The organism is Paenibacillus taichungensis, from assembly GCF_047302525.1.
Classification (GTDB): Bacteria; Bacillota; Bacilli; order Paenibacillales; family Paenibacillaceae; genus Paenibacillus; species Paenibacillus taichungensis_B.
Window position 1 is genome coordinate 3,422,596 of sequence record NZ_CP168020.1, and the last position, 16,552, is coordinate 3,439,147.

Annotated in this window: 12 protein-coding genes; 3 read left to right on the forward strand and 9 right to left on the reverse strand. The window is 43.3% G+C overall.

All coding sequences use genetic code 11. From position 1 onward, the window contains the following. Positions 1-217: 217 nt before the first annotated feature. The 5 genes from ACDJ58_RS15315 to ACDJ58_RS15335 all read right to left on the reverse strand — a co-directional run bounded on the left by ACDJ58_RS15315 (position 218) and on the right by ACDJ58_RS15335 (position 4,597). Positions 218-853, reverse strand: a complete 636-nt coding sequence (locus tag ACDJ58_RS15315) for an AraC family ligand binding domain-containing protein (protein ID WP_413379325.1) — start codon at positions 851-853, stop codon at positions 218-220. A gap of 287 nt (positions 854-1,140) precedes the next feature. Beyond that, positions 1,141-1,911 carry a beta-glucanase gene (bglS, locus tag ACDJ58_RS15320; protein WP_064637706.1) on the reverse strand — a complete coding sequence of 257 codons (771 nt, stop codon included), beginning with the start codon at positions 1,909-1,911 and terminating at the stop codon, positions 1,141-1,143. A gap of 528 nt (positions 1,912-2,439) precedes the next feature. Next, positions 2,440-3,330: a GNAT family N-acetyltransferase gene (locus ACDJ58_RS15325; RefSeq protein WP_413379328.1), complete on the reverse strand. Its 891-nt coding sequence runs from the start codon at positions 3,328-3,330 to the stop codon at positions 2,440-2,442. Between the two features lie 209 nt (positions 3,331-3,539). Then, positions 3,540-3,875, reverse strand: coding sequence for a hypothetical protein (locus ACDJ58_RS15330; RefSeq protein WP_413379330.1), 336 nt, complete (start codon positions 3,873-3,875; stop codon positions 3,540-3,542). 149 nt (positions 3,876-4,024) lie between these two features. Beyond that, positions 4,025-4,597: a TetR/AcrR family transcriptional regulator gene (locus ACDJ58_RS15335; protein ID WP_413379332.1), complete on the reverse strand. Its 573-nt coding sequence runs from the start codon at positions 4,595-4,597 to the stop codon at positions 4,025-4,027. Between the two features lie 118 nt (positions 4,598-4,715). Here ACDJ58_RS15335 and ACDJ58_RS15340 point away from each other — a divergent pair, with 118 nt between their 5' ends. Then, positions 4,716-5,915, forward strand: coding sequence for a carboxylesterase/lipase family protein (locus ACDJ58_RS15340; RefSeq protein WP_413379334.1), 1,200 nt, complete (start codon positions 4,716-4,718; stop codon positions 5,913-5,915). Further along, positions 5,858-6,592, forward strand: a complete 735-nt coding sequence (locus ACDJ58_RS15345) for a carboxylesterase family protein (RefSeq protein WP_413379336.1) — start codon at positions 5,858-5,860, stop codon at positions 6,590-6,592. The genes ACDJ58_RS15340 and ACDJ58_RS15345 overlap by 58 nt, the downstream gene beginning before the upstream one ends. Positions 6,593-6,961: 369 nt before the next feature. Here ACDJ58_RS15345 and ACDJ58_RS15350 read toward each other — a convergent pair whose 3' ends face one another. Continuing rightward, positions 6,962-7,531 (reverse strand): class I SAM-dependent methyltransferase, encoded by a 570-nt coding sequence (locus ACDJ58_RS15350; RefSeq protein ID WP_413379338.1) that lies wholly within the window; start codon positions 7,529-7,531, stop codon positions 6,962-6,964. 523 nt (positions 7,532-8,054) lie between these two features. Between ACDJ58_RS15350 and ACDJ58_RS15355 the strand changes: the two genes are divergently transcribed. Continuing rightward, the gene (locus ACDJ58_RS15355; RefSeq protein ID WP_413379340.1) at positions 8,055-8,540 is read left to right on the forward strand and encodes a hypothetical protein; all 486 of its coding nucleotides are present in this window, start codon (positions 8,055-8,057) and stop codon (positions 8,538-8,540) included. 270 nt (positions 8,541-8,810) lie between these two features. Here the strand turns inward: ACDJ58_RS15355 and ACDJ58_RS15360 are convergent, their stop codons facing one another. The 3 genes from ACDJ58_RS15360 to ACDJ58_RS15370 all read right to left on the reverse strand — a co-directional run bounded on the left by ACDJ58_RS15360 (position 8,811) and on the right by ACDJ58_RS15370 (position 16,540). After that, on the reverse strand, positions 8,811-9,683 hold the full coding sequence (locus ACDJ58_RS15360; protein ID WP_413379342.1) for an AraC family transcriptional regulator: 873 nt from the start codon (positions 9,681-9,683) through the stop codon (positions 8,811-8,813). A 322-nt stretch (positions 9,684-10,005) separates the two neighbouring features. Further along, entirely contained in the window at positions 10,006-15,069 is a 5,064-nt protein-coding gene (locus tag ACDJ58_RS15365) for a hypothetical protein (RefSeq protein WP_413379345.1), read from the reverse strand. Between the two features lie 262 nt (positions 15,070-15,331). Further along, on the reverse strand, positions 15,332-16,540 hold the full coding sequence (locus ACDJ58_RS15370; protein WP_413379349.1) for a GDSL-type esterase/lipase family protein: 1,209 nt from the start codon (positions 16,538-16,540) through the stop codon (positions 15,332-15,334). Between the last annotated feature and the right edge of the window lie 12 nt (positions 16,541-16,552).

Here is a 16,552-nt window from a genome sequence, read left to right on the forward strand (position 1 = left end):
TGGTTATGTATTAAAATATCTAACCAGTTACCTTTTGTCAAGTAATTAAGAGGATACAAACGAAAGATTTAATAAGGAAAGTGGATTTTTGCCGGCTGCCTGCGTCACTTCGTTTACTTATAATGATAGGGAATGAAGATATAATTGCATTGCTTGAAAGTGTTAAATGGCTTGGTAAAACTGTTCATTCTAATTTTTTGCTCGAATTACTTCTTAGCTAAATATCTCCAGTGTTGTTCACTCTGTACTTCAGTTCAATCATGACCATAATCACCTGACGTATTTTCTCATACTGCCTCTCACTGATGATGGGTTGACTACCGCAAATCCCCTCTATTCGACACTCCCGATTTACGATAGTCAAAAACTGGAGAATAAGCGAGTATACAACCGTAGCGTAGGAACGCTGCTCCCTCTCATGCTCCACTTGGAGTTCAAGAAGAAGTGACCGCAGCCTGTCCATGGCTGGATGATCACGGTGGATCAGATTCATGTAATGTTTGTCTATTTCGCGGAACGGGCTGAATAGCTCCGGATCGAATCGGAGGTTATGAATAAACAAGGTCGAATCGAACGTAATGACAGTCATGACAAGATCCTTCGTTTCGTAAGCGCAGTGAAGATCATTCGAATTGATGAGCAGCACATCTCCCTGCTGGAAATCAAATTTTTGCCCGTTGATGATGTAGTAGCCCGTGCCGGATTTAATATAATTAATCTCCAGAACATTATGCCAATGAAGCTTTTGATAAGGGATAGTCACACCAATCGTGTCGCCGACATAAACTGGATAATTCTTATTCATTTTTACCTTTTCCTTCGGAACCGCTTCTTCCCTTATGATAGATGGCATTCATAACTCCCCCCACATTTTTTGTAAGCGCTAACAAATACATATATTGTAAAAATCTCTATCACCTATATTCCAATTGTTGTAAATAAAAAATGCTATCCCGAGAGCCACTACTGACCCGGGACAGCTTTTTAAAAGGTCACTACAGAGTAAACTTTGTAACGCCTTCAGATAATCCATAACTGCTAATTCTTCTGGACTTCAATTTCTGCCTATATCACACAGAGTTATATTCAGATTATTTCATCTTATTTGTAAATTCAGTTAAAAAACCCATCTTTCAAACGTCAGTTAGCCGGTTTAAATTTGATCCAATCAAAATAGGCACGTACCGGCATACCTGGGTAATTGAATTTTCCTGTCCATATTTCAGCCGGTCCCGAGCCCGACCACAGATTAACCATAATATAGCCAGGACTGGTCGGAAGTGTTCCACGTGACCCATTCTCCGTGTGGACCAGTTTACCGTCTACATACCACTTAATGGAAGATGGCGACCATTCGAACGCATAATTATGAAAATCGAGCGAGGCATCAAACCCCAGATTGATGATCGTGCTATGTTGACCTACACCATTCGTAAAATAATTAGTTTCCATCTTCGTCGTGTCTTTGCCCAATATTTCAATGTCGATTTCGTCATTGGATGTACCTGTTCCTTGCCCGGAATACGTGAAGAGGCTTGTGACGAGACCGACTCCTGAAGCCGCTTTTAAACGTGCTTCAACCCGGCCATAGCCATACTTCACATGGGTCGAATATTCAGCGGAAGCATAATTTTTCCCCGAGCAACTTGCGGGACACCCAGTATTGTCAAGTCGCAGAGCCATAATTCCATTCACGAATTCCTGATTAACCGCCTTCCAGCCCACTCCGAAATCTGGACCATTAGCCCATCCATCTGAGGTATAGAACAAATTAGGATTCACGCCGTTTAAAGGTTCGTTAAAAGCAATGTCTGCCGCCGACGCTTGAATGGGTAACAGCATCGCGCATATCAGGCCACTTGCCATTAACACGGCCGACATTTTCTTTCTAAAATCCATTAACTTTTTCATGAACAACACCTCTTCCTTGGAATGTAATTAAGAAAACATAAGCACGACAAGTTATGCACTTCTGGGATTCCGGAATGAATAATTCCATCCTGAATCATCTTCATACTACATGTAAAAATGTAGTAAATCTCAATCATTTCAATGATTAAACTGCACTATTTAACGGTTTTTCGCATCAGTCCATTAGTAAAAAGGCTACAAACAACCTATAGTTCCTTCCTGTTACGGCCTTCTTCAGCCACCTTATCTAATCTTAGGTAGCTATGTGCGATAGTATTTTTCAAATATTCTCGGAAATCTGTGCAGATTGGAGTACTATAGATGACGCTATTGCCAATGAACTGTCCTGTCGGTTAGTTAAATAAGAAGACAGCCGATCTTAATCGGCTGTCTTCTTATTTTTTTGCGCTATCATGTCCCGTTAGCTTAATGATGTGTGTTGCTTTATTTCTTGTATCATTGTATTCAACGAATGCTAAAAAAATTTGTAATTCAACATTACTATTATCTATCTGTTTCTCTTTTATCTTAGTTAAGATCCATATTTCGCATCATGAACACTTGCTCAACATTTGTTGTGAAACCTAATTTTATCAATAGATCGTTCAGAGATTGATTGGATTTACGCAGGTTAGATGTCCCTCGTCTGCAAACATAGTCTAACGGGGCGAACAGCTCACTGAGAGCAAGCTTATAAATCTCCTCTGCATCTTCCCGCCCAGGAAGGACCTCACATTGATAGAGCGAAATGGTTACCAATTTATCCTCTTGATCAAATGTTCGCTTATACAATGCATAGCATACAGGCTCGCCATCTTGTCTAATAATTATAGATTCACCCTCCTTCATGCTAGGCCATTGTGTCTGCCAAGCAGATAAACCTCGATAGAAGTCTAGCGCATATACATCACGGGGCAATCCTTTGGTGATAGAAAAGGGATGCTCAACAGATCGCTTCAATAATTGGGGATCTATTGTACCCGTATGTTGTAAAATCATTAATCGATCCGTAATTTCATACCCCACATACTGATATAGCTTGATCGCACTCTCATTCTGGGTGAGCGCTTCAAGTATCGCAATCTCCACGCCATGTTCTCGGTACAACTCTAGATTTCTTAACATGAGCGCTCTGCCAATGCCCTGCCCTCTAAATGCAGACGCAATACCTGTCCCACCGTTCCATGCTAGTTTCTTTCCATCTACTTCACGAAATCCATTCATTACAAACCCTGCAGGTTCACCATCCACATAAATAGCGAGTGAATTCTCCAAGGAAAGTCCTTCGTTAACAATCCTGGTCATCAAAGCCTCAATCGTCATGACCATCTGTATAAAATAGCCCTCGAATCCTAGATTCCAAATACGTACATTTTCCTCGATCGATAGCTCACTTAGTTTCCTAAACGTCATTGTCATAAGTACGAACCTCTCTTTTACTTCGTTTAATGTGATCATTTTCGTATTTTCGTCCAACCTATATGCATTCTACTTTAACCGTTCGATAATGAAAAGTAAGGGAGCCATGGTCGAGTCGAACAACTAGCTCAAATCTCCATCTCACTGCCACCGGCTTCATCGCTTTTTTATACCGTGTATTGGAACTATGTTCGTATAAATATCAAAATCTATCCGAAATATTGAAGAATTAACTGGTATATTGCTATAGAAAGCCCTAAAATACTCGCTTTCATTTTAGATGGATGATTTCTTTTGCTGCGAAACAAGTAAAAGAAAACCACTATAAATCCTAAGGGAATCCATAACTGAAAGACACCTTCTGTTGTAGCACGAGAATAAATGGGAGTAATGAAAGTACTAATTAAAAAGTAAAAGAATACCGTAAAACGTCTTATTTCTAATTGCTTGCTCCACCTTATTAAAAAGAGAATAATAATTATTGCGATAATTGTAATGTGTAACGGGGGTAGAAGAATAGCAGCGTCCCCAAACTTGAATTCCATTCTACATTGTCCTCCTCATCTTTAGTACATCGCCAAATTTGATCAATATACAAATCTTGATCCTATTCAAACTGCATACATAGCTCTCTTAAGATAGATTAAGAATTAATTACAGGTTAAAGAAGGCCCCACTACTTTTATTCCGAACTTCAAATTAATCTGTTGTAGTTGGACAATAGTTGATGCATGACTATTTCGGCGATATCTTCGGGGGATTCGCGTTTGTTATTCTTAATCCACTGGACCAGCACACCAATAGACGAACCAACATTCGCAGCCATTACATACTCTACATAGTCTGAAGGTATCCCATCCAGTAGATAGGTATAATCATCGTAATATTGTCGTAAAACTTCTACATAAGAATCGCTCAATATGTCAATTCTATTGATCTTGATTAACGCTTCAATCAGAAGAGTGTTACTAGACCAGAACGTAAAAAAAGGTTTGCTAGAGGCCGGCCCTGGCGGTACGTCATACTGTGTTTGGTAATCGGTAAGATATTCTCTTAATCGGAGGCATGTTTGGTTGCATTTGAATTTGAACACGTCGTCTTTTTGGTCAAAATTTCGGTAAAAGGTTGATCTTCCAACCTTGGCGCGATTTACGATATCCGTCACACTTATTTTCTCATAATCCATTTCATCTGTTAAAGCCAGCAATGCTTCGAAGATCCATTCACTCGATTGAATTGATCTTTTATCACGGTTTATATGGTACAAATCTATCCCTCCTGTTTCACATCATCTTAACTTGTTGACAACCCATATTAGTAATTATAAGATATCGACTTATACGGTACAAGTGTACCATAACTTTATGGAATTAGGAGTAGATTGCATGAGTGAACTTGAAGTTAAAAAAAATAAGAATCTTATCATCTGGTTTTGGGCCCCATTTATGGTTTTTGCACTTATCACGGCTTTATTATTATTTACTAGAGAAAGTAGACTGCTCGAGTGGGTCTTGTTCGCTGTAGTAGGTACAATAGCAATTTTTATGCGAAAACCGCTTGTTCGTTTGAGAACTTTATTCAAATTCGCTTCCTGGATATTGACATCCGCTTTTTTAGGCTTAATAGTGATTTTGACCGGTCCCATTCTTGTGAACAGATCAGTATGGAACGATGAGATGGAATCCATGCCAACTGAGCCGGTGGAGACGCAAGACGGCTTGATCTCGGGACTTTATAACGAAGATAAATCTGTCAGGGCTTTCGCTGCAATCCCTTATGCTACCCCGCCAGTCGGAGAATTGAGATGGAAGGCTCCGCAACCGGTCCAGCCATGGAAAGGGGTACGCGAACTAAAACGTTTCCCGAATGCGGCCATGCAGAAAAAAACACCGTCTATTTTAACAAACTTCATTAACTTACGACTTGGCACAAGTGCATTCATGGACAATTTCAGTATCAAGCATAATGAAAAAATAAGTGAAGACAGCTTATATTTAAATGTATGGTCAGGTGCTAAATCAGATCAGGAGAAGCAGCCTGTATTGGTGTACATCCATGGAGGGGCATTCAAAAACGGATCAGGTTCCATGGACTTGTACAACGGCGAGAACATGGCAAAAAAGGGTGTTATATTCGTAACGATTAATTACCGACTCGGCATTTTCGGCTTTATGGCACATCCAGAGCTAACCGAGGAATCCGATTATGGAGCTTCGGGAAACTACGGGATTCTGGATCAAATCGCTGCATTGAAGTGGGTCAAACGTAATATTGCTGCTTTCGGTGGCGATCCGGACAATGTGACAATTGCAGGGGAGTCGGCCGGAGCGGGCTCGGTTAATATTCTAACGGCATCCCCCTTGGCTAAGGGGTTATTCAATAAAGCAATTGCCGAAAGCGGTGCTTTCTTTGATATGGAGCGAGAGAGAACGGGTGGAATCTATACGCAAAGCTGGCCCAAGCCGAACTTCACGGAGATGAATTCCAGAAGTCGCTTAATAAAACTTCTATTAGCGATTTACGGAAGATGTCCGCAGCGGACTTACTTCGTGCTTCTGCAGACGAGACGATCGCCCCAGCTATAGATGGTTATGTATTGCCGAATACCGTTTATAACATTTTTGAAACTGGAAAACAAAATGATGTTCGCACTTTGATCGGCAGCAATTCTGATGAAGGAACCCTTCTCACGATGCCTTGGCCCATATATGCAATAAAGGATGTCGATGAATTCCAAGCTTCTGTTCGTAAACGGTTCGGAGACAAAGCTGATGAAGTATTGGAGCTGTATCGTTCGGATAGTGATAACGAATCCAAGCAGGCTCAAGTCGATCTTTCGACGGACAAGCTGTTCACCTGGCAAATGCACACCTGGGCACAACTTCAGAGCACAACAGGGAAATCTAATGTCTACTATTATATCTTCGATAAGGGGCAGCCCGGACCATCTAGATTTGAGACGTTAGGAGCATACCACTCCGGCGAAATCGTGTATGCATACAATAATTTGGATAAGGTGAACTTGCCCTACACCCCCGAAGATTATGAACTGGCCGATCGAATGTCTTCGTATTGGGTAAATTTCGCCAAGAGTGGCGACCCTAACGATGATAAACTACCATTTTGGGCGCCATATGATGCTGAAACGGATCAGGTTATGACACTCGGAACGAAATTGGGAATGATCGAGATGCCTCGCAGAACATATATGAATTTCTTTGACGATTATGAGAGTGAATTAAGATCTTCATTTAAAGAATAAAAGACATTCGTAAAAGTTTCCGGTTATGAGAAAGGAATCTACAAGAACACCCTGTATGATCAATTCGATCAGCTTCTCAGCTCCTCTGTTATTTCTGGATACAACCAAGTTCTTGTCTCGTCTCGGAATAAGAACTTAATATAATGTAGCAAAAAGGACGGCTTCGCCGTCCTTTTGTACTTTATGGCAACTACAATTAGTAACCCTGCTTAAGAATTGATAAGCTAACGAATTGTTCAGCAATTTGAGGCAATATCCCAATAACGCCGATTTCAGTATTTAGAATACGTCCTTACATCAATAACAATATTCCTGTTCTTTTTATCATAAGGTTTTTAATTTTTGCTTATTATGAACTAGTTTCATTTTTTATTTATTCTTCTGTGCAATAATGATATAGACGGGTTGATTAGCAATTTGCGTTGGTGAATGAAACATATCAATAACTGAAAAGCCTGCCTTAACGATTTCTCCCTCCATTTCCTTCGATGAAACCCTTGGAGCATTAGACATCTCCGACATCTTCGACTTCTCTAATTCAATGCACAAAAAGATCCCTTTGTCTTTTAAAACTCTGTGGATTTCATCCAACACCAATGAAAGAGGTTGAACCTCGTGTAACGAGATTGAAGCAACAGCTTTTTCGAATCTTTCGTTCTCTAATGGCATTTCTTTAAAGTTTGCGGCTGTGGTTTCAATATTGGTTATCCCTTTTTCCTTAGCTTTTACCTCTAGATACTTTAAAATATCATTATCGTAATCAAAGGCAACTACCTTTTTCACATATTTAGCAAAAGAAAAGCTTATATAACCTGTACCGGCTCCAAGATCTAATAGTTCGTCCTCTTTATTAAGCTGTATATACTCAAATAACTCCTCTGCTGGGAACCTCTCGATATTCTCCAAGTGCTCAATTTTTCTTTGTAGTTTTGGATTCATTTTTATACTCCTTGTATAATCGTATTTGTAAGAATACTTGGTTTTTTCCAGCTGACGTCGGGATTGATCTCAGTCCTGCCTGTGGAACTAAGGGATCAACAAGTTCTGCTTAAGAGATTTTCTATAGGCTTTTTAGTTCATATTTTATTCTAACCACTTGAAAATAAACCACTGGTTTTTATTATAGATATTGATTATCTTTAATAACTATAATGTATGAAATAAGATTTGTATATAGCAATGTTTAACACAGCAACCCCCTAATCTACCTAAACTTGACTCCAGAGTTGACCTAACCCGATATTTCATACAAATTGGCAGAGCCCTCCATCTCTCACCAACGATCCAAGCGGGCATTCTGCTCAAGTTATTGAATCGCGTTCTGGTCATTCAGAGATCAGGCCGTTTGCGTATGACAGTCTCTTGGTAGGCGATCAATTTATTGAATTTTTATCCATAAAAGAAAAATATATGATATATTTGACGAGTAACTTAGAACATATTCAGGAAAAGAGGATGCTATATGAAAAAAGTCTTTTTATCTTGTCTGGCCATGCTCATGTTTTTGATTTCATTTTCCCCTGTGACTTCCGCCGCCAGTGGAGATCGTCTGATTTATGACACGATGTATAACGTCGCCGGTGGGGGGTTAGTGTCAAACAATATCAGGTTTTCGTTTCAATTTGATAATTATGGTGATGCGCAGATCTGGGATGTCAAGTCACGCAAGATGATATGGAACAGCAAAACCAAAGACACGAGAATACATAAACTCCAGATTAATTATTTCAGCGGGAAGTTGGTCATATCAGATCCGCAAAACACACCTTATTGGACGTCAGATAACCTGGCGTGGGCTAAGACATATTATGGAGCAGACAATGTGCCAGCCAATCTTAGAGGCAATGTGCTGATCATGCAAAATGACGGCAATCTGGTACTGTACAACAATGAAAATCCGGCCTTGGGCTGGTATCCTGTCTGGGCTTCCGATACAGGTGGACATTAAACACCATAACAGTACCTTGCAAATGGATTCACGCACTCATCTGTCATCATTATGTAATGTGATTTCCATTAAAAAGTTGTTGTACACCAAAAGATCTCTTCAGTAGTGAAGAGATCTTTTGGTATTTCACATATAACCGACATCTGAAACTCAAAAAGTTCAATGATTCTCGCTTGCTCACTACATGCGAATACAAATTGAGGGTGGTGACTCTTCTTTGTCCCGATTTAAAACTATTGCGCCACCCCACACATATGAAGCCACACAGCTTTATCGCTTCCGTATCGGTATCCATATCTCGCTTCTGTACTGCAAAGAAGTGACATCCTTGTGCTCATTCCACAGTATTTCCGGTCCTTCGCTCAGCTCATAATCCGTAGAAGGAAACCACTCGGAATAGATTCTTCCCCATACATCCTGAAGCGTACTCGGAAAAGGACCAACAGCAGTAAACACTGCCCACGTTGAGGCAGGCACTTCCAGTTGTGCCAAACCCTCGGGAGCCTCTTGGGTCGTGGCTGCACCGATATAATGATCTAGTTCCCCTTTTCCCTCCATCCGTTCCTCACTAAAATGAGTCGAGGCACTTATTATCCCAAGCGGCTGAACATTGGATAACCCCTTAATCGTCTCAATTAATTCCGGCGTAAGATGTTGATACATCGCAGCAATGTCCGGGTTCACTCCGTTGAACACGATCGGCACCCTTTTACTGATGCCCACAATCCTAAAGGCCTCTTTGTCTTCAATACGGTAGTTCATTTCGCTTCCTCCTTGAATGGTCAATTGAAATGTCATTCGAGGGAAGGCCTTGAGAGATGGACCATGATTTTTCGCTTCCGAGGGCGTAACACCATGCATGCTCTGAAAAGCCCTAGCGAAGGAATCCGGAGAGGTATATCCAAATTTGAGGGCAACATCAATGACTTTACTGTCATTCCGGCTTAGTTCCAGAGCTGCCAGCGTCAAGCGCCGACGTCGGATATACTCTGATAAGGTAATGCCGCTAAGAAAGGAAAACATACGTGTAAAATGGTATTCCGAGCAGCAGGCGATTCGTGCTACCTCTTTCATATCCACGGAATCCATTAGATTCTCCTCAATGTAGCTCAGGCCCTCATTCAGTCGTGCTAGCGTATTCATGATCTTTCCCTCCCTCGTTGATTCAAGCATATCAAATCCTTTCTTCTTGCATCCGACATTCCCTGCACCATTTTGCAGGCATTGCTGCTTCATAATTTCCTGACCTGTCCCATTAATCTCTACATGATGATACATATTATGTTGATTCTACTCTAGAAATAGGATGGGGACCATGTTCTTGTCCCTCGACATAAAAAAAGCCGAATGGATCGTTCTCATCCACTCAGCTCTTAGGGTTATTTAACAATAACTTGTATAACATCAATTCAATAACTCACATGTACACTAACTGGCATCATGTAAACATGTCGCAACACCTCTATTATTCAGAAAGTGTTGGTTCACCTGGCGCCTCATTTGCAAGCAGCTCCGAACCATCGGAATGCCGTTCGAACATAACTGCGTCAACCCTCGTATAGATCATATCCGCAGGAAGCGTTGGCGGGTCTACCGTTGTAGGAGTAACCCTGGTTAACCGGACATACTCGCTACCGTCACCCGTAAAGTCGAACGTTCCTAGATTAACCCACCCCGATGAGCCGACCGTTGCATCGATATAGGTGACCTCGGTACCCGTCTTATGCTTCACTTCTACTTTGACATTATTATCGTTTGCCGTCGTATGAACGAGCTTGTAGATCGAGACCGTATATTTCCCCTCTGGAAACTGGCCTTTCCACGTTGCTGATGATCCTTGAACTGTAGAGTAACGGGACTTAACCCCAATTTTGTATCCGGCTAAATTGCTTTGGCTCCAAGACCCTTCTGTCGTGTATAACCCAGTTGTATTTGTACTATCGACGATAACCGTTAGGTCCTTGATCGTGATGTTCAAAGGCGGTGTGGTTAAGGTCACACCATCAATCGTTACAGTAGCCCATACCTCAATGTGATCCGTGTCCCCATCGAGATTTAGAAGGGTCAACAACCCACTGCTGTCCACTTCGGCCAGATCCGTACGATCAACGAAATACTGCACATTGGCCTGTGTTAGATCACCGATCAAACCGTTATCCAAATAGCCGGTTACGCTCAGTTGTGCGGTTTGAGTCATCTGCAGCTCGTTCCGATCGGACAGGATCACGGCAGACTCCAATTGCGGTATCCTGTTCGGGTTCACCCACATTATTGCATCGGCAACGACCCTGGACTTGTTGGCCTTGTTGGTTAGTTCCACGTACCCGCTATCGCCTGCAGCAAAAGGATAATCCCCTAGGTGCACCCAAGTACCATTCGCCGTTGTCTCATCAACAGTAACCGTCTCGGAGCCTCCGCTATAATAAACGGTAAATGAGGCATTCGTTGCCCAATTTTCACTCGCAGCGGTGATTTGCGGAATCTTGTAATACACACTGTAAGTGACACTTTCTGGCAGCTCAGGCCGCCATCTCATTTTGCTTGTCGCTGCGCCGGCTGTCGATTTGGCATACACATAGTTATCATAGTAATAGTTGTCAGCTGTCGTATCCCTTATCCAGACGCCTTCTGTCTCCGCCTCCGTATTATCCACAATGATAGATGAACTATCCTGGCCATCGGGTTGGACTGGAGTTTCCGTTACCTGATCAGGCAGATAGAGTGTCCGCTTGCGGGTCTGTTTCCCCTCCGATTCCACGTAATAAGTGAAAGTTTGTGATAAATCGTTTACCCGTATCGACCATTCCATCGGGTATATCGTATCTGGGATGGTTGTATACGTAGCCCCGCCATCCAGGGAATAATGGATTGTCGCTGGTTTCGTCGTTTTGGCCTGCACATAAGCATCATAGGCCGTTTCGTCGGGCTTAACCATCAGCATGCCTTTAACCGCATCAATTGGACTGTGAATATCGAAGAAATAGCTTGCATCCGATGTATCAGCCGTTCTGACCTGATGCAGCGGCACATCAATATCGAGACCCTCTACAATGATCGCGGTGATTCCCTTGCCTGAAACCGTAGCTTGAATGATTCCGCCACTCATAACTGCTTGCTCTGGTGTACCATTGTCGCGGATGATCGTTACGGTATAATCTTGTGCCGGGTTGAATCCAATGATTTGTTCATTCAATTCGATCGGAGTCTGAACTTCTTCTGACGATGCATTGCTTAGGCCGATGTAGAATTTATCCCCGCTCTCACCCGTTATCCAGTTCAATTGAGGATGATTAGTCTTAATAATCCCCTTGGGCATCCAGAGCCAAACGTCGGAATTACCATAAAATTGACCTGGTTTATTCCCATAGAGGTGATATTTGAACCATAAAAAATTCGTTTCAAATACGGAAGGAAATGTAATGCTCCCGTTCGATTTCAATGATTGTTCGCTGATCAAATAATCCATCGTTTGCCCAAGCTGCCCCGGAATATGGTGATAATAGATGGATGTAGCCCCGCTTGGGCCTTCCAGAGGAAAATCCGGTTCAAGTTGGCTAACGGCAAATCCCTTATAGTAATAACCCGGATAACTGGAATATCGACCAATAACCGCATTATGAGCAATATCCTGCAGCAGTTTATCACCTGTATACTGCGCCAATCTCAGCATGAATGGGGCTTCCTGAGCATTCATCCGATAATAGCCGGTTGTACTTCCCGCTTCAAACGTCAATCCATTGGGAGAAACCAGCCAACTATCCGCTTGAACGCCTCCGGCTATATCTTCTGGAAGCTTGAGCCTAGGATATTGAAATTTACCACTTTCCGGCCAATGGAACGACTCCGCGTAATTATACGTCTCAGGCTGAGGAATCGTAACGTTACCTTCAGGAACTGGACGAGCAACGAACATGGTTGCATACCGTTTGGCTTCCTTATAAGCGGCATTCAAGTATTTGGGATCCTGAGTTTCCTCATAAAGCTCCAAGATCTCCATCCACAGCTTGCTATAATAATAAATGAACTCATTTTTACTCACATCCACGGATGCAGGCGTATCGATATATTGCATGATATAACTATCGGCTGCATCCTTGGCAGCCTGCAAATACTGCGACTCTCCCGTCATACGATACATCATCAGGGGTTGAATGACAGGCCCCCGGTCTTTTTGGTCAGGATCACGCATGAGATACTCTTCCTGTGCCAGCGCCCCAATTCCTGCCGAAGTGCCCATCATCTGATTGACAGCGGCTACGCTTGAAACATCGAAAGGCAGAGTAGCCATTTTCCATAAGGAAGGCACACCGTATACTTTTTTCTGCGTCGGCGACCAACCGATACCATTTCGCGATACACCATACTGGACGGACGGCAGTGCTCTCGTATCGTATAGCTGGTCATCCCCAGTCAAATAGTAAGCCCCCAGAAGAACCGCATTCGAGCTTGTTCGAACGCTATCCTCGTTTTCGATATCAATAAAGCCCTTGGCACGGCTCCACCACCCGCTGGGTGACGGGACATAATTAACAGAGTCGTCCCCTTGCGGCTCAATCTTAAGCAAATCGATCATATTGAACATCGCGTCAGTAAGCGACTGATCTGACACATTTTCGCGGTATGCTGAATAACCGTACTCATTGCGAAGAATATCCGCGTAGGACTCATACAGATTGCTTTTTTGAGCGATTAGCCCCATATGAAATTGATAAGTGCTTTCTGCAGTCATTTGAGAATAAGTCCCTAATTGAGGCGCATACAGGATTGGTTGCACGCTGCCTTCGTTGTTGACCAGGCTCATGCCAAGCCGTTGTTTCGTAACGCCTCCCGTCGGTTCAAATTCAACCGGAAGCTCTGCCGAAGGTACAAATACGCCATACGTCAATGGATTACCCGAACCATCATTCTTCTCAACCAGGCTCATCGGAGCGCTCAGCTCTCTCAAGCTTGTTGATTCCACCGTACCTACCATTTTGGCATGCGACCTGAATCCATTTAACACTTCATTGATGCCGGAGACTGCCTCTGTTGTGAAGGACTGATATCCAATCACATAATTACCGTCGCGGCGAGGCGTAAAGGCGAAAGAAACATCTGGTTTTTCCCCTGCCATGGACCAGTTCACTTCAAAATCGTAATCACTGCCATGCGTAGAATCGGTTAATACCGCCGTGTGGCTGTCTGGAAAATGGACCCCGTCGAATGTAATCCAGTGTTTGTTCATCGTATCGTAGTAATTGGTTCGGCTGCCCGCATTCCCATCCAATAAGACCCATTGCTCCTCAAGTCTTTCCGACACATTATTGATTGGCATCCAGTTTCCCGTGTCCGTGTTCTTGTAGAACATGTCACGAACGATGGATTTGCCCCCATCCCATGCTGCCTCATAGAAAGTCGCCTTATAGTTAGCATTTTCGATGCTGCCTTTTTCCGTGTAACTGAGATTCGCTAAGGTACGGCTCCGCAGCGGGGGCAACGGCGGTGCTTGCTGCCGGATATTCCCTTCGAACTTGACTGCATCGGCCCTAGTAATAATTGTACCCGTCGTAGGTTGCGTTCGAGTCAGCCTGACAAATTCGCTATCATCACCACTAAACTCGTACTCCCCCAGATCCACCCATCCAACCGATGGACCTGACGAAGGTCTTAGATCCATAAACTTAACATCCGTTATCCCGTTATGAACAATCTCAATCTTCACATTACTATCTGCTTTATCCGCCCAATCCAGCTTATAGAACGATATTCTCACCGTCCCTGCTTCCAAGCGCGGATTCCATGTGATAGTTCTACCTACGGCATCCGTATATTTGGAACTGGAATTATTGTATCCCTTCACTCCTGCGCTTGTGGTCCAATAAGGAGCGGAGAACCCGTTATTGACGTTGCCTGAATCAACAGTGACGACATTATCAATCGTAAGGCTTCCATCATCAATGATGATCGTCTTATGTGGCTCTTTCTGTTGAATATTCCCTTCGAACTTGACCGCATCAGCACGCGTAAGGATCGTGTTCGTGGTGCCGGTAGACCGGGTCAATTTAACGAATTCTTCACCAACCCCGGAAAAATAGTACTCTCCCAAATCAACCCAACCAGCTGGAGCGCCAGATGAGGGTCTTAGATCCATAAAGACTACATCCGTCGTTCCATTATGAACAATTTCGATTTTCACATTGCTATCAGCGTTATCCGCCCAATCCAGCTTATAGAACGATATTTTCGCCGTCCCTGCTTCCAAGCGTGGATTCCATGTTATCGTTCTGCCTGCTGTACTCGTATATTTGGTGCTGGAAAGATCATACCCCTTCACCCCTGTGCTTGTGGTCCAATTTGGAGCCGAATATCCATTGTTCTCGTTACCCGCATCAGGTGTCACAACATCATTAATCTTAATGCTACCGTCATCGATGATAATCGTCTGATAAGGTAAGGTCTCCGCATAAGCGGCCCTTATTCCGATCAGGCTGGAAGGAACTCCTATCGTCAACATGAAAACGATTAAGAAAAACAGCTTCCTTTTGACCATACAACTCACAGCCTCTCCTATTAATGATAACGCTTCCAAAAAAAGATGCCCTTTTGCTCAAATGATCGTAAAAAAGCAATTAACCTTATCCTTCTGGCTAATCCCGCTCTGTCGTTTTTATCTTAGCATGTCACATCACCGTGAAATTTCTTTCATTTTAAGAATTTCTTATAAGATTTTAAGTAAAAAAAGAAACCTACATCCTAATTGATTGCTCAGTTGCAGTCAGATAGAATATAGGTCTTCCAAGTGGACTAATCAATTATAATGGCGGCTGCACCAATAGCAACTTCCCAAGCTGAATGACCGTTTGATCATACCAAGCCGGATGTTGTCGAACATGTTCCATACTTCTTTCATTGCCACTTGCCTCAAACACTGCCGCTTTGTCTGTCTTCTTGTGATCGATTTCGAAGCAAACCGTATGTTTCCCATTCGGTAGCTCCGGTAAGAAAACATATTGATTTCGATTATGATCGTTATATGATGTGAATCGATCGATAAGAAAGGGTTCCCCTCCATCCACCGTCACCTTCAATCTGCCGGAATCCGGCCCCCCAATATCGAATAATCCGATGTGGGTTCCCTCAAACTCCACTGTGATCGTCTCTCCGGGATCGACTGCTCGCCATAGACCGGGGAACAACCATTCATACTCGCGCACTAAAGCAAAATCATCAGGGATCATGTAAGACCACCCCGCGGAAAAATGAGTAAGACTATCCAGTGGCAGCATGGTTGCATACTCCCAAGGATTGGCCGGGACCAATGGGTCCTGCGGCAAGTGATGCTCGACCTTTCCCACGTGATCTCGAAGTTCGCTCATTTTCTCAAACGACCGGGTGATTGTATCCGTGTAGATCTGGTGTCCTTCGGGAATCGTTGGATGGATCGAATCATGCGTAAAAATAACGGCTCCGGGAATAGACACGTCTGCTCTTAAGGTGAAAATGAGCTTTCCATCCAAAACCAATTGACTGACTGCTACGCCCAGATGAATCGAAGGAATGTCGTAATAGTCGGCGACTTCCTCTTGCATACGAGCGCCCTTCTGGTATTGGCCGGATTGAAATGAGGTCAAATCCCGTTCCTTAACCGTATACACAAACAGGATATCGGTAAACCGGCTCCGCTTGCGAATCTGTCGGACAATGCCTTCGATCCGCGCCTTGGATTCGGGAACTCCGCCATCGTTACCAACAAATTCAACAAACACGAGATCAGGCTGATGACGCAGTACATCTGTCTCCAAACGGGCGCAGCCGAGGTCCGATCCTGTCCCATCAATGCCTGCATTCACAGAGCGGATATCTGCATTGGGATATTGCCCTCGCAGCCAATCCGCCGTCATGACCCTGTATCCTTCAGAACGCGTATTACTGCCGCCAAAATAGACAATTGTTACTGTTTCCCCATTTTCCAACTTTTGAATGACATTAGGCAGCCCTCTTCGAGGGAAAAATTCCTTCATCGTGACTTCACC